Annotated in this window: 11 protein-coding genes; 4 read left to right on the top strand and 7 right to left on the bottom strand. The window is 66.9% G+C overall.

The annotated features are described in order from the left end of the window. Positions 1-105: 105 nt before the first annotated feature. From RMR04_RS23245 to RMR04_RS23235, 3 genes are all read right to left on the bottom strand, one after another. Complete coding sequence (locus RMR04_RS23245; RefSeq protein WP_311910829.1) at positions 106-3561, bottom strand: AAA family ATPase; 3456 nt, start codon at positions 3559-3561, stop codon at positions 106-108. A 159-nt stretch (positions 3562-3720) separates the two neighbouring features. After that, a complete protein-coding gene (locus tag RMR04_RS23240) occupies positions 3721-4341 on the bottom strand; it encodes a DsbA family protein (protein ID WP_410492146.1) in 621 nt (206 codons plus the stop codon). Between the two features lie 91 nt (positions 4342-4432). Then, a complete protein-coding gene (locus tag RMR04_RS23235; RefSeq protein WP_311910828.1) occupies positions 4433-4930 on the bottom strand; it encodes a DUF721 domain-containing protein in 498 nt (165 codons plus the stop codon). Positions 4931-5249: 319 nt separating this feature from the next. Here RMR04_RS23235 and RMR04_RS23230 point away from each other — a divergent pair, with 319 nt between their 5' ends. Next, complete coding sequence (locus RMR04_RS23230) at positions 5250-6173, top strand: IS5 family transposase (protein WP_311909523.1); 924 nt, start codon at positions 5250-5252, stop codon at positions 6171-6173. A 286-nt stretch (positions 6174-6459) separates the two neighbouring features. Here RMR04_RS23230 and RMR04_RS23225 read toward each other — a convergent pair whose 3' ends face one another. Next, positions 6460-7074 carry a demethoxyubiquinone hydroxylase family protein gene (locus tag RMR04_RS23225; RefSeq protein ID WP_311910827.1) on the bottom strand — a complete coding sequence of 205 codons (615 nt, stop codon included), beginning with the start codon at positions 7072-7074 and terminating at the stop codon, positions 6460-6462. Positions 7075-7139: 65 nt separating this feature from the next. On the opposite strand from RMR04_RS23225, the gene mutY reads away from it, so the two are divergent. Both mutY and RMR04_RS23215 read left to right on the top strand, forming a co-directional pair. Continuing rightward, positions 7140-8228, top strand: coding sequence for an A/G-specific adenine glycosylase (gene mutY / locus RMR04_RS23220; RefSeq protein WP_311910826.1), 1089 nt, complete (start codon positions 7140-7142; stop codon positions 8226-8228). A 171-nt stretch (positions 8229-8399) separates the two neighbouring features. Continuing rightward, positions 8400-8867 carry a hypothetical protein gene (locus RMR04_RS23215; RefSeq protein WP_311910824.1) on the top strand — a complete coding sequence of 156 codons (468 nt, stop codon included), beginning with the start codon at positions 8400-8402 and terminating at the stop codon, positions 8865-8867. A 288-nt stretch (positions 8868-9155) separates the two neighbouring features. Here RMR04_RS23215 and RMR04_RS23210 read toward each other — a convergent pair whose 3' ends face one another. The 3 genes from RMR04_RS23210 to RMR04_RS23200 all read right to left on the bottom strand — a co-directional run bounded on the left by RMR04_RS23210 (position 9156) and on the right by RMR04_RS23200 (position 12527). Next, positions 9156-10355, bottom strand: a complete 1200-nt coding sequence (locus RMR04_RS23210; RefSeq protein WP_311910823.1) for a site-specific DNA-methyltransferase — start codon at positions 10353-10355, stop codon at positions 9156-9158. A 282-nt stretch (positions 10356-10637) separates the two neighbouring features. After that, positions 10638-11249: a ribonuclease HII gene (gene rnhB / locus RMR04_RS23205; protein WP_311910822.1), complete on the bottom strand. Its 612-nt coding sequence runs from the start codon at positions 11247-11249 to the stop codon at positions 10638-10640. A gap of 192 nt (positions 11250-11441) precedes the next feature. Beyond that, entirely contained in the window at positions 11442-12527 is a 1086-nt protein-coding gene (locus RMR04_RS23200; protein WP_311915913.1) for a PA0069 family radical SAM protein, read from the bottom strand. 243 nt (positions 12528-12770) lie between these two features. Between RMR04_RS23200 and RMR04_RS23195 the strand changes: the two genes are divergently transcribed. After that, on the top strand, positions 12771-13259 hold the full coding sequence (locus RMR04_RS23195; protein WP_311910820.1) for a glycosyltransferase family A protein: 489 nt from the start codon (positions 12771-12773) through the stop codon (positions 13257-13259). Positions 13260-13293 lie beyond the last annotated feature (34 nt).

The raw sequence follows: 13293 nt of genomic DNA, 5'->3' as shown, positions 1-13293 counted from the left end.
CGCCCTGTCAAGGCAGGGCAAAGTGGCTTAAGGCATTGGAATATTTATAAATTCAGGCGAGATGCGACATTCTTGCCGCATTGCCGCGTCGATTGTGGCAATTTTTCAACCGGCCTCGCGGATGCGTTCGGCGGTCGCGAGGTCGACGGAGACCATCTGGCTGACGCCGCGCTCGGCCATGGTAACGCCGAAGAGCCGGTCCATCCGGGCCATGGTGATCGGGTTGTGGGTGATCAGGATGAAGCGCGTCTGCGTATCGCGCGCCATCTCGTCGAGCAGGTCGCAATAGCGCTCGACATTGGCGTCGTCGAGCGGCGCATCGACCTCGTCGAGCACGCAGATCGGCGAGGGGTTGGTCAGGAACACGGCGAAGATCAGCGCGGTTGCGGTCAGGGCCTGCTCGCCGCCCGAGAGCAGCGTCATCACTTGCGGCTTCTTGCCGGGCGGGCGGGCGAAGATTTCCAGCCCCGCCTCCAGCGGGTCCTCGGAATCGACCAGCTTCAGCTCGGCCGTGCCGCCGCCGAACAGCACGCTGAACAGGCGCTGGAACTGCTCGTTGACGATCTCGAAGGCGGCGAGCAGGCGCTCGCGCCCCTCGCGGTTCAAGGCGCCGATCGCCTGGCGCAGGCGCCGGATCGCCTCGCTCAGATCGTCGCGCTCGCCCGTCATGCCCTCGCGCTTGGCCTTGATCTCGGAGAGCTCGTCTTCGGCGCGCAGATTGACGGCGCCGAGCCGCTCGCGCTCGCCCTTGAGGCCGGCAAGACGGCTTTCGACCGCGCCTTGCGCGGGCAGGTCCTCGCCGGGCTTCAGCCCCGTCAGCCCCTGCAGTTCGGAGAGCGTAGTCTCCAGCCCGTCCTCGATCTGGCGCGCCACGTCGGAGACGCGCTGGCGCGCGGCCTCGAGCCTGGCCTCGGCGGAAGCGCGCAATTCGCGCGCGCCGGCCAGGCCTTCGAGCGCGGCCCGCGCCTGTCGATCGGCCTCGGCCAGGGCGGTTTCCGCCTTGGCGAGGCTGTCGGCCGCCTCGCGCCGGCCGACCTCGGCGGTTTCGATCTCGGCGACGATTCGGCGACGTTCGACCAGGAAGGTGTCGGGCGCCTCCAGCAGCGCCTTCTGCTCGGCAGAGACCGTCTCGATACGGCGCCTGGTCTCCTCGGCAGTCTGGCTGGAGGTGGCGGCGCGCTGCTGCCAGGCCGCGACATCCTGCGCGATGGCGGCGCGCCGCTTGGTGCGCAACTCCGCCTCGCGCGCCAGGGTCTGGACCCGCGCCCGCGCATCGGAAGCCGCGACGCGCCGTTCGCCCAACTCGACGCGCGCCTTCAGCAGCACGGTTTCGAGATCGGTCAATGGCGAGAGCGCCGCGAACGCCTCTTCATGGCCGGCCGCCTGCGCCGTCGCTTCAGTGATGGTCTGGCCGAGGCGTTCGATCGCCTCGCTCAGCGCCGAGCGTCTTGCGGCTGTCTCGCTGGCCTTGCGTTCGGCTGCTGCGAGCTGTTCACGTGCCTGGTCGAGGCCCCGCCGCGCCATGCGCACGGCCTCGAGCGCCACGGTCTCGACCTGGGCGGCGGCTTTGGCTTCGTTCGTCGCCGCATCGAGGCCGTCGCGCGCGGTTTCCGCCGCCTCGCGCGCGGCCTGAGCTTCGCGTTCGAGATCGCCGAGGCGGTTCTTCTCGGCGAGACGGCGCGCGGCCGGGGAGGGCGCTTCGGCGGCGCTGGTGAAACCGTCCCAGCGCCAGATATCGCCTTCGCGCGAGACCAGCCGCTGGCCGGGCTTGAGCTGATCGCGCAGATGCGCGCCGTCAGCGCGCGCCACGATGCCGATCTGCGCGAGCCGGCGTTTCAGCGCGGCGGGGCCGCGCACCTGTCGGCCCAGCGCCTCGACGCCGGCAGGCAAAGCCGGGTCGTCCCCGCCCGGGCCGGTGTCGCGCCAATGCGTCGGCGCGGAGGCCTCAGTGGCGGCATCGAGATCGTCCCCCAGCGCCGCGCCGAGCGCGGTCTCGTAACCCTTGGCGACGCTGATCGCCTCGATGATCGCCGGCCAGAGATCGCCGGTCGCCGGCGCGAGCAGCTTCTGCAGGGTCTTGATCTCGGTTTCCAGCCGCTGCGCCTTGCGGTCGGCCTCGGCCAGCGGAGCGCGCAATTGCGTCTCGCGCTCGCGGGCCGCGCCAAGCGCGCCGCGTGCGGCATTGGCCCGGGCGTCGGCCTCGCCCATCGCAGCCTCGCCGGTCGTGACCGCCTCCCGCAGCGCCGCCAGCGGCGTCGAGGCGGTCGCGGCGTCGAGCGCGGCCTGGTCGCGCAAGAGCCGGTCGCGCTCGCCAGAGGCCCTGGTGACGCGCTCGCGCGCCTCGCGCAAGGCGCGTTCGAGCGCGCCGCGCCGTGCGCCGAGGTCGGAGAGGCGCGCCTGTGCGGCGGCATGCTCCGCCTCGGCGGCGGCAAGTGCGGCTTCCGTCTCGGAGAGGCTGGCCGTTGCCGCCTCGGCGCTGGCTGCGGCGCCAGCGCCCTCGCGCGCCAACTCGTCATCCTCCTCCGCCAACCGCGTCAGGCTCCCGCTGGCATCGTGCGCGACGCTCTCCTGCCGGGCGAGATCGCCCTGAAGCTCGGTCAAACGCCGGCCGAGCTCCTCGCCGCGCTGCCTGGCGCGGCGATTGGCGGCCTCAATCTCGTCGAGGCCGCGCTTGAGCCGCACCAAAGTCGCTGCCGCCGCAGCCTCTCCTTCGCGCAGAGCCGGCAGGGCATGCGCCGCGACGGCCTGCATCCGCGCCGCTTCCGCCTGGATGCCGGTCTGCTCGGCGACGCCGCGCACGGCGGCCTCCAGCGCGCGCTCGCCCTGGGCTTCCTGCAGGCGCGCCTCGTGATGGGCGATCAGCGCCAGCACGGCTTCCGCCCGGCGGATATCGGCGGCCAGACTGCGATAGCGCCCCGCCTGCCGCGCCTGCCGCTGCAGCGCCTCGATCTGCCCGTCAATCTCGCCAAGCACGTCTTCGAGCCGCGTCAGATTCTCTTCCGCCCCGCGCAGGCGCAGTTCGGCTTCGTGGCGGCGGCTATGCAGGCCGGCGATGCCGGCCGCGTCCTCGAGGATGCGCCGGCGCGATTGCGGCTTGGCCGAGATGATCTCGCTGATCTGCCCCTGCCGCACGAGGGCGGGCGAGCGCGCGCCGGTCGCGGCGTCGGCGAACAGGAGTTGCACGTCCTTCGCGCGCACCTCCTTGCCGTTGACGCGATAGGTCGAGCCTTCCTCGCGCTCGATCCGGCGGGTGACTTCGAGGACATCGGTCTCGTTGAAGGCGGCGGGCGCCTTGCGGTCGGTGTTGTCGAGGGTGAGCGCGACTTCGGCCATGTTGCGGCCGGGGCGCTCATTCGAGCCGCCGAAGATGACATCGTCCATCCCCGAGCCGCGCATGTTCTTGAACGAGCTTTCGCCCATCACCCAGCGCAGGGCTTCGACGAGATTGGACTTGCCGCAGCCATTGGGGCCGACGATGCCGGTGAGCCCGGGCTCGATCAGGAACTCCGTCGGCTCGACGAAGGTCTTGAAGCCGGTGAGCTTGAGGCGCGTCAGCTGCATGAGCGCGCCCTTGTTCCTTCTCCCCTCGGGGGAGAAGGTGGCCCGGCGTAGCCGGGTCGGATGAGGGAAGGATAGGGCAGTGCGAGACTTCCCTCATCCGTCTGCTGCGCAGACACCTTCTCCCCCGAGCGGAGAAGGAAAGGCGCAGCCCAAGCGTCCTCAGCCGGCCAGCAGCGGCTCGAGGATCTTGTCGAATTCGGCGATCGAGAGCGCACCTGAACGCTTCTGCCCGTTGATGAAGAAGGTCGGCGTCGCATCGACGCCAGCCTTGGCCCCACGATCCTTCACTTGCGTGACGGCGTCATAGATATCTTGCCTTTTCAAGCAGGCTTCAAATGATTCCTGTGTGAAACCGGCCTGCTTGACCATGCTCGACAGCGCATCGACCGGCTTGTCGGTGAAGGCCCAGGCCTTTTGCTGGCTGAACAGCATGTCGGTCATCGGGTAGTATTTGTCGTTGCCGTTGCAGCGGGCGAGCATGAAGCCCGCCGTCGCCAGCGGATCGAGCGGGAATTCGCGGAGCGTGAAGCGGATTTTGCCGGTGTCGATGTACTTCGCCTTCAGCGCCGGCCAGGTGTCCTGGTGGAAGGCGGCGCAGTGGCTGCAGGTCATCGAAGCATATTCGATCACCGTCACCTTGGCGTCGGCAGGGCCGAGCCAGACATCGCCGAGCGGGCTGGCCGTGGTCAGGTCGGTCTGCGCCTGGGCGCTGCGCGCGCCCAGCATCGCGGCGGCTGCGAGGCCGGCGCTGCCGGTCAGAAGCTGTCGCCTGTTCGTCATAATGCAGTGTCCTTGAGAGCGAAATCGGTTGCCGGACCATAGAGGCCATCACAATTGTGGCAAGATCGGTTCGGCGCGATCGTGCCGGCGCTCACGAAGCTGTGTCGGGCCGGCCATGGCGGGCCCCTGAGCCGACGGAGCGGCCGAGCCGCTCCAGCGCCGCCCGCAATTCCGGATCGGCGATGCCGGAGACCTGCTGCGCCACGCGCGCGACCGTCGCCGGGTCTGGCGGTGGCGGCGGCTTTTTGGTTGCGGGCGCCTCGACCGGACCCTGCTTCAGCACGAGCTTGCCGACGGCGCGCCAGCCGAGATGGGTGTTGACCCGTTCCAGCACGAGCGGCGCGAGCTGCTGCATCTCCAGCGCGAAGGCGCCCTCGACCCGCACCACCATCGTCGCGGGATCGGAGCTCTCGCCCGGCGCGGGCCGGCGGCGCGGCCAGTCAATCTTGAGTGGCCGCGAGCGTGCCGCCAGCCGCTCGCCGACGATCTCGGGCCAGAGCGAGACGATGGCGCGGCCGGCAAAGCCCTGCGCGGCGAGCGCAGGCGCAAGGCAGTCATCGATCAGGTCGGCGAGGGGTTTGGCAGCCATGCGCCATTGTGAGCGTGCGGCGTGGCGGCAGCAAGGGGCGGGCTACCCTGTGACGTTCTGGCTTCTGAACCACCCCGTCATCCTGGGCGCCCAAAGGGCGTCCCGGGATCCATCGGAGGGCTGTGGAGCTTTCCGATTGATGCCTGACCGGTGCTGCGGAGCCCGTCCTCGGTTCGCCCGAAAGGCGCGGGGAACCCTTCTCCCGGATGGATTTCTCTGCGAAAGGGCCCTGGCGTTGAGGTTTGATTGCTGATTCACTTCGCTCGGGTGCGGCGGGGTGATCGGCATGTCGGATCAGATGTCTTTGGCTGAGGCGTTTTTGGACCCACGCCTGGGTGCGAACGCGAAGCTTGCGAAGATCGATGGGCTGATCGCGTGGGATCGGCTGGCGCCCTTGGCCGGCAAGCTGCGCCAGGCTGAGACGGGCAGGCCGCCTTACGCGCCGCTTGCGATGCTCAAGGCGCTCTATCTGCAGGCGCTTTACGATTTGTCGGATCCCGGCCTGGAGGAGGCGCTGCTGGACCGGCTGTCGTTTCGACGTTTCTGCGGGTTTGCGCTCGATGGCGGCACGCCCGACGAGACGACCTTGTGCCGCTTTCGGCTGGCGGCAGCGCAGGCGGGCGTGCTCGAGGCCTGCTTTGCCGAGATCGGCGCGCAGCTCTCGGCCAAGGGTCTGATCCTGAAGAAGGGCACATTGCTCGACGCCACAATCGTTCAGGCGACGCATGCTGCCCCGTCACGCGAAGCCGGGCTGGGCAAGGGCCACCCCCGTGAACCCGGCGCCGACTGGGGCAAGAAGAACGGCAAGGCCCATTTCGGCTACAAGCTGCATGTCGGCGTCGACGAGGGCTCGGGCCTGATCCGCACGGCGCTCGTGACCTCGGCGCGGATACAGGACGTCGAGATGGCCCCAGGGCTCGTCAGCGGCGACGAGGCCGCCGTCTATGCCGATCGCGGCTATGAGAGCAAGGCCCAGCGCGCCGCCCTGAAGGCCTTGGGCATCAAGGACCGGATCATGCATCGCCGGCACAAGCACATCGCTGTCCTGCCGCGCTGGCTGCAGCGCCGCAACGCCCTGATCGCGCGCCGCCGCGCTCCCGTCGAAGCTGTCTTCAGCGCCATGAAGCGCCTCTATGGCAAAGCCCGGACGCGATGCCACTCGTTCGTCGCCAACACCGCAGACCTGATTGCCTTCGCAACCGTCTACAATCTCCGGCGCGCCACCATCATCGCAGGCGGCTGAACCAGGTCGACTGCGAGCTCTCCAAGCCAACCGCTGAAGACCGCCCGTCACAGGCGAACAATCCGCCGTCAAAATATCAGTCCTCAGCCGCGTTTCGCAGAGGAATCCGGATGGGAGAAGGGCAGGGATGAGGGCCTGCGGCTGATTATTGGAGAGCGACTGCGCCGCTTGCACCTTCTATTGAGAGGGCACACCCTCATCCGGCCCTCCGGGCCACCTTCTCCCATGCGGGAGAAGGGAAGAGGCGTCGCGGCGTCGGTGCCCAAAACAGCATAAACGTTGGCCGTTACGCGTCCGCTTGTCGCAGCGCGCGCGTCATGCGGGTGGAATCCCCCCAAGTCGACAGCCAGATCAGAGTTTCGGTGGCTGCCGCAATGGTGGATTGCAGCACTGTCTGCAGCGCGCGTTTTTGTTCACCGCTGAGTTGCGCTTCAGCATGATTAAGATGCGCCAGTTCCTCCTCACGGATGCTGCTGATGATGGCGCGGAGGCCGACGTCCCGGCTTTGCAGGAAGTGCAATTGGTCATCGAGATGTCGGTGCACAGTCTCTTCAACGGCTGCGGTGCAAATCCAAATCGCCTGTCGCCCCATCAATGCCGTCAGCAGGCCGAGCAGAGATCCACCGAGACTCCATAGCTGCATGATCCGGCACGGACGCGAGCCGCGCGCTGGCATTGCGGCGTAAAATTTGGCGCAGTGGTCGATCTCGTCAGCCAACATCTGTTCCAAAGCCGGCACCATGTCAGGCCAGAGCCGGCGGGCCACCGCGAGCTGCGCCGAATAGATGCGGATCGCACCGTATTCCCCGGCATGGTTCACGCGCACGATCCGCTTGATCGTCAGCGCGTCGCGTGGCGCAAGCTTCTCCGGCGAGATGGTCCGATGATCGCGGAGGTTCATGGAGGTTCGCATCTTGCGGTCGGGAAGCGGCACGCTAAACCGGGGTTATGACCCTCGCAACGCAGATGCCCCTGGCAACACGACAGCCCGCCGCCAAGGCGGGCGACCTCCTCGCCTGGTATGACCGCCATCGCCGCAGCCTACCTTGGCGGGCGCTGCCGGGCGAAAGGGCCGACCCCTATCGCGTCTGGGCCTCCGAGATCATGCTGCAGCAGACCACGATCACGGCGGTGAAACCTTATTTCGAGCGCTTCATGGCGCGGTTTCCGACGGTCGAGGCGCTCGCGATCGCGCCCTCGGAGGAGGTCATGCAGGCCTGGGCCGGGCTCGGCTATTACTCGCGTGCCCGCAATCTGCATGCCTGTGCCAAAGCCGTGACGGAGAGCCATGGCGGCCGCTTTCCCGACACCGAAGCGGGCTTGCTCGCCCTGCCGGGCATCGGCGCCTATACGGCCGGCGCTGTCGCCGCGATCGCCTTCGACAGGCCGGCTGCGGCCGTCGACGGCAATGTCGAGCGCGTCATGACCCGGCTCTTTGCCATCGAGGAGGCATTGCCTGGCGCCAAGCCCCTGATTCGCGAACAGGTGCTGGCATTGTTGCCGATGGCGCGGCCGGGCGATTTCGCGCAGGCGCTGATGGATCTCGGCGCGACGATCTGCACGCCGCGCAATCCGGCTTGCGGCATCTGCCCCTGGCGCGAACCCTGCCGGGCGCGAACTGCCGGAACCCAGGAGAGCTACCCGCGCAAGGCGGCGAAGAAGGTAGGCGTCACCCGTTATGGCGCAGCCTTCGTGCTACTGCGCGAGGATTGCGCGCTCCTGGTTCGTACGCGCCCGAACAAAGGCCTGCTCGGCGGCATGGCCGAAGTGCCGACCAGCGATTGGCGCGCCGATTACGAACTGGATGGCGCAGCGCAGGACGCGCCGTTCGCGACGCGCTGGCGCAAGCTGAACCCGCCGGTGCGCCATGTTTTCACGCATTTCCCGCTGGAATTGACGGTGCTGGTGGCGAAGGCGCCGCTTGCCGCGCAAGCCCCGCTGGGCATGCGCTTCACACCGCACGACAAGCTGCGCGAGGAGCCGTTCCCGAGCCTAATGCTGAAAGTGGTCGAGGCCGGGCTGGCGGCACTCAAGCCGCGACCATCTGCGTCGTGATCTCGCCGCGCAAAGTGTCAAATAGCATCAGGCCGCAATCTTCTGGCGCAATAGCAAACATTCTCCGAATCGTTTTAATCCTTAGTCCGAACTGAACAGTTCGGTGTTTGGGGGACGATGATTTTGCGATGTCTTGCTCTTGTTGTTGTGGGAATTTCATTGGCTGGCTGCGTGACGCCCGAACAGCGTGCGGCTCAGTTTGCTAAGCCTCCTCTGCCAAGCCACGCGACCCACGCCGTCCGCAAGGCCGTTGCGGCTATGGCCATCCGAGTAAATAAATATCCTCTCTGGTTGATTGTCTCGGCGATAAAGGATGCGAAATACAGCGCTTATCTCGTCGAAAAGCCCGCATTTTCGACAGTTCCAGTAACGGAGTATTGCATTGCGGCTTCTGTAACGCCCAAGCTTTTCGGCAAGGAAGTTGATGCTCCCTGGCGTGAAACATTCGGGCGTCAAACATTCCATGCCAGCGTTATGATCGGGGACGATGGAAAGGGAGGCTTCAGCGCCAGAGCCATTAGCGCATCGGGATGCTCGAAGGAGGCTACCGAGCCATTCCCCGAGTTGCTGGAAGTCGCACGGGCCGCCATGGAGGCGGAAAAGCTGCGTCCTCCTCCGCCCCCTCCGCCGGAAAAATAGCGTCGGGTCGGAGGATGGACGATTGACGAGGCCCCATACCGCCGCTGCGAATGGAATCGTCTCTCAAATCGAAGGCTATCGCTTCGCATTCCAAAGCCGGGGAACGTCGGGCGTCACGGTTCTGCGCATGGCCGCAATGGAACGCAGGTGCCTCCAAGCGGGCTTCGCCTGTTTGTGACTTCGCGACTTATGGCATTTCCGCGCGTTTCCGAATCGCGGAAATGCTCAAGCCTCATATTTTATCGCATTTTCTTTACGCGAACCGGCGTCCACTTCGCTCGAAAATGCTCAAGCCGCCGCCATCTGCGCCCTGATCTCGCCGCGCAGGACGTCGAGCAGCATCAGCCCGGCCGGGCGCTCGACATGCCAGAAGGTCCAGCCATTGCAGCTCGGCAGTCCCTGGGCCAGCGCTCCGACCTTGTGGATCGAGCCGACTGCCGGGCCTAGTATCAGCGTGCCGTCGGCGCGGATCGTTGCCTTGTGGCGGCGCTTTTCGTCCGTGACGCTCTCGCCGGCCTTCACCAGCCCGGCCTCGACCAGGCTGAGGAAGGGCACGCGCGGCTCGCTGCGCTTGGAGGGCGCGGTCGAATAGGCTTCCGGCGGCAGCGGCTCGATGGCGGCGATGCGCTTGCGGGCGGCGGCGGCGTAGACCGGATCACGCTCCAGCCCGATGAAGCGCCGGCCGAGCGCCTTGGCGACGGCGCCGGTTGTGCCGGTGCCGAAGAAGGGATCGAGGATCACATCGCCGGGATTGCTGGCCGAGAGCATGACGCGGGCGAGCAGGGCCTCGGGCTTCTGCGTCGGGTGGACTTTCGCCCCCGCCTCGTCCTTCAGGCGCTCCTCACCGGTGCAGAGCGGCAGATACCAGTCCGAGCGCATCTGCAGGTCGTCATTGCCGCCTTTGAGCGCCTCGTAGTGGAAGGTGTATTTCGATGATGCTCCGCGCGCCGCCCAGATCAGCGTCTCATGCGCATTGGTGAAGCGCCGGCCGCGGAAATTCGGCATCGGATTGGCCTTGCGCCAGACGATGTCGTTCAGCATCCAGAAGCCGAGATCCTGGAGGATCGAGCCGACGCGGAAAATATTGTGATAGGAGCCGATCACCCAGAGCGCGCCGTCAGGCTTCAGCACGCGGCGGCAGGCCGTAAGCCAGGCGCGGGTGAAGGCGTCGTAATCGGCGAAGGACGAGAATTTGTCCCAATCGTCGTCGACGGCGTCGACGAGGCTGTCGTCGGGCCGGCGCAGATCACCGCCGAGCTGGAGATTATAGGGCGGGTCGGCGAAGACGAGGTCGACGCTCGCCGGGGGCAGGCGCTCGAGCGCGGCGACGCAGTCGCCGACGAGCACCTGATCGAGCGGTAGTTCCAGAGGAAGGCCGGCCGCTTTGAGCCGTGGAGCCTTGATCGGTGACTGCAGCGCGGGCCGTCCGGTACGCGGAACTTGAATCCGGACGGCGGCGCTGGTGGTCCCGGTACGCAAAATACCCATGACGCCCCAAGACCGTTACGCAACTTGAACAGTCGCGATATTGCTCGGACAGGGTAAAAGCCGGGTTTCCGCGATGAAAAAAATACGTCTCGTTTTGGGGCTGCAGCTTTTGCCTAGCCCTTTGGTGAGCCTAGCGAATTTCCTAAGCGCGAGTTAACGCTAGGCGTCATGCTCGGGCTTGACTCGATCATCTCCTGAAAGAGGCTCTCGGGTATCCGCGGAGTTTATCCTTGGGCCGATCGAAGATCAGACCCGAGGGCTCCTCCCGAGAATGACGGTTTCTCAGCGCTGCCAGACGCCCTTCACCGGCGCGAAGCTGTAGCGGTGCTCGGGGCAGGGGCCGTGCTCCTGGATCGCGGCGCGATGGACCGCCGTGCCGTAGCCGACATGCCCGGCGAAGCCATAGGCCGGGTAAAGCTGCGCCAGCCGCGCCATCATCGCATCGCGCGTCACCTTGGCGATGATCGAGGCCGCCGCGATCGAGGCGACGAGCGCGTCGCCCTTGACGATCGCCTCGCAGGGGCAGGGCAGGGAGGGCGGATCGTTGCCGTCGACCAGTACCTTGAGTGGCGCGAGCGGCAGGGCGGCGACGGCGCGCTTCATCGCCAGCAGCGTCGCCTGCCGGATGTTGATGGCGTCGATCTCGGCCGCGGTCACGCTGGCGATGCCGATCGCCAGCGCCGTCTCAGCGATCTTCTCAAACAGCGCCTCGCGGCGCGCGGCGCTGAGCGCCTTCGAATCGGCGAGCCCGGCAGGAACCTTCCCAGGGTCGAGGATCACTGCCGCCGCGACAACCGGTCCAGCCAGCGGCCCGCGCCCGACCTCGTCGATCCCGGCCAATGGCCAGGATCCGGTTGCGATGGCTTGCGTCTCACGGCTGAAATCGGCGCTCATGCCGGGCTTATGCAACATGCGGTGCCGGCCGGCCATGCTCTCGACATCGCTGTCCACGTCATCCCGGCCGGCGCGCTCCTCGTCATGGTCGGGCTTGTCCAGACCATCTACGTCTTCCTTCGGCGAGGGCCGTGTTCAAGACGTGGATGCTCGCCACAAGGGCGAGCATGACGATGCGGCCTTACCGGGTCTTCAAAACAAACTCAGCTGCGCCTTTTCCTTCTCGGGCTTCAGGAACAGGTCATTGCGCAATCGTAGCCGCGTCGCGTTGAAGCCGAGTCGCTCGGCCGCCATCTCGAAGCGCCGCCCGATCATCCAGGCATAAGGCCCCGAGCCGACCTGGCGCTGGCCCCAGGCCGAGTCGTAATCCTTGCCGCCGCGCGTCGAGCGGATCAGCGAGACGACATGGCGCAATTTGTCGGGGTGGTGCGTCAGCAGCCAGTCCTGCACCAGATCCTTCACCTCCAGCGGCAGCCGCAGCAGCACATAGCCCGCCTCGCGCGCGCCGGCGGCCTTGGCAGCGTCGAGGATGCGCTCGATCTCATGCTCGTTGATCGCGGGAATGATCGGCGCGACCAGCACCGTGACCGGGATGCCGGCCTCCGACAAAGCCCTGATCGTCTCCAGGCGTTTGGCCGGCGAGGCGGCGCGTGGCTCCATGGTGCGGGCGATCTTGGGATCGAGCGTGGTCAAAGAGATCGCGACCTTGGCGAGGCCTTTCGCCGCCATCGGCGCCAATATGTCGATGTCGCGCTGGACCAGCGCCGATTTCGTCACGATCCCGACCGGGTGGTTGAACTTCGCCAGCACCTCGAGGATCGAGCGCATGATCCGCATCTTCTTCTCGATCGGCTGATAGGCGTCGGTATTGGTGCCGATCGCGATGGTGCGCGGCTGGTAGGAAGGCGCGCAGAGCTCCTTCTCCAGCAGGATTGCCGCATCGGGCTTGGCCGTCAGCTTGCTCTCGAAGTCGAGCCCCGGCGACAGGCCGAGATAAGCGTGGCTCGGCCGCGCGAAGCAATAGACGCAGCCATGCTCGCAGCCGCGATAGGGATTGATCGAGCGGTCGAACGAAATATCAGGGGAGTCATTCCGGGTTATGATCGTGCGCGGCTTCTCGATCGAGACCTCGGTCTTGAAGGCCGGCAATTCGCCGAGCGTGCCCCAGCCGTCATCCTCAAGGACGCGCTGCTCGGCCTCGAAGCGCCCGCCTGGATTGATCGTGGCGCCGCGCCCGCGCCGGCGCTCCGGGTCGATCCGATGCCCGGCATAGGCCATCGGGTCGAGCGGCGCGACGCGCGCGGAAATCGAGGCCGGCTCGCTGTCATGCCGCTTGAGCGGCTGGGCCGGAATCGGCCGCGAAGAGGGCCTGGCAGAGGGCATGGCTTGGCGCATGACGCTGAACCGTCCTGAAAACCGCCGGGAATCGGCGCGCTTCTGTGTTTCCAATGTGAACATATAGGGAACAGATTGCAAGTGACAGGATTGCGACATGTTGCGCTGCGTCATATGGATTTGCGCATGCTCACAGCCGTGATCCGGGCCGATGGCCCCCCAAGCCTGCTCGCCGCGACCTTCGCGGTTCTCATTCCCGCTGTCGCCGATGGCTTCCTTGGCCATGCGGTCGTGGTCGATGCGGGGGGCGATCGTGATGTCGAGCGATTGGCCGACGCCACGGGCGCGAGCTATCTGCGGACGGGCGCCGCGGAGGGCTGGCATCTTGGCGCGGCGCAGGCGCGCGGTGACTGGCTGGTCCTGCTCGATGCCGGCGATGTGCCGCAGTCTCATTGGGCCCAAGTCGTCGACCGGCATCTCATGCTCGCGCCCGACAGCCCGGCCTTGATTCCCTTGCGCGGCGTCGCCGGTTCGCTGCGCGAGCGCGCGGCGATCTCCTTCGGAGCGAGGCGGTTGCGGGCCGGCCTCGTCGTGCCCAAGGGGCTCGTCCTCGCGGGCAGGCTGGGAGGCGCGCCGCGCCGACTGCCGGTGCGCCGCGAACGGGCGAGCGGCTAACCGGCGCGGCTGCTTCCGGCAAGACGCAGCCATC

This window comes from Bosea sp. 685, from assembly GCF_031884435.1.
In the GTDB taxonomy this organism is placed as follows: Bacteria; Pseudomonadota; Alphaproteobacteria; order Rhizobiales; family Beijerinckiaceae; genus Allobosea.
This window is presented reverse-complemented; position numbering and strand designations above follow the sequence as displayed.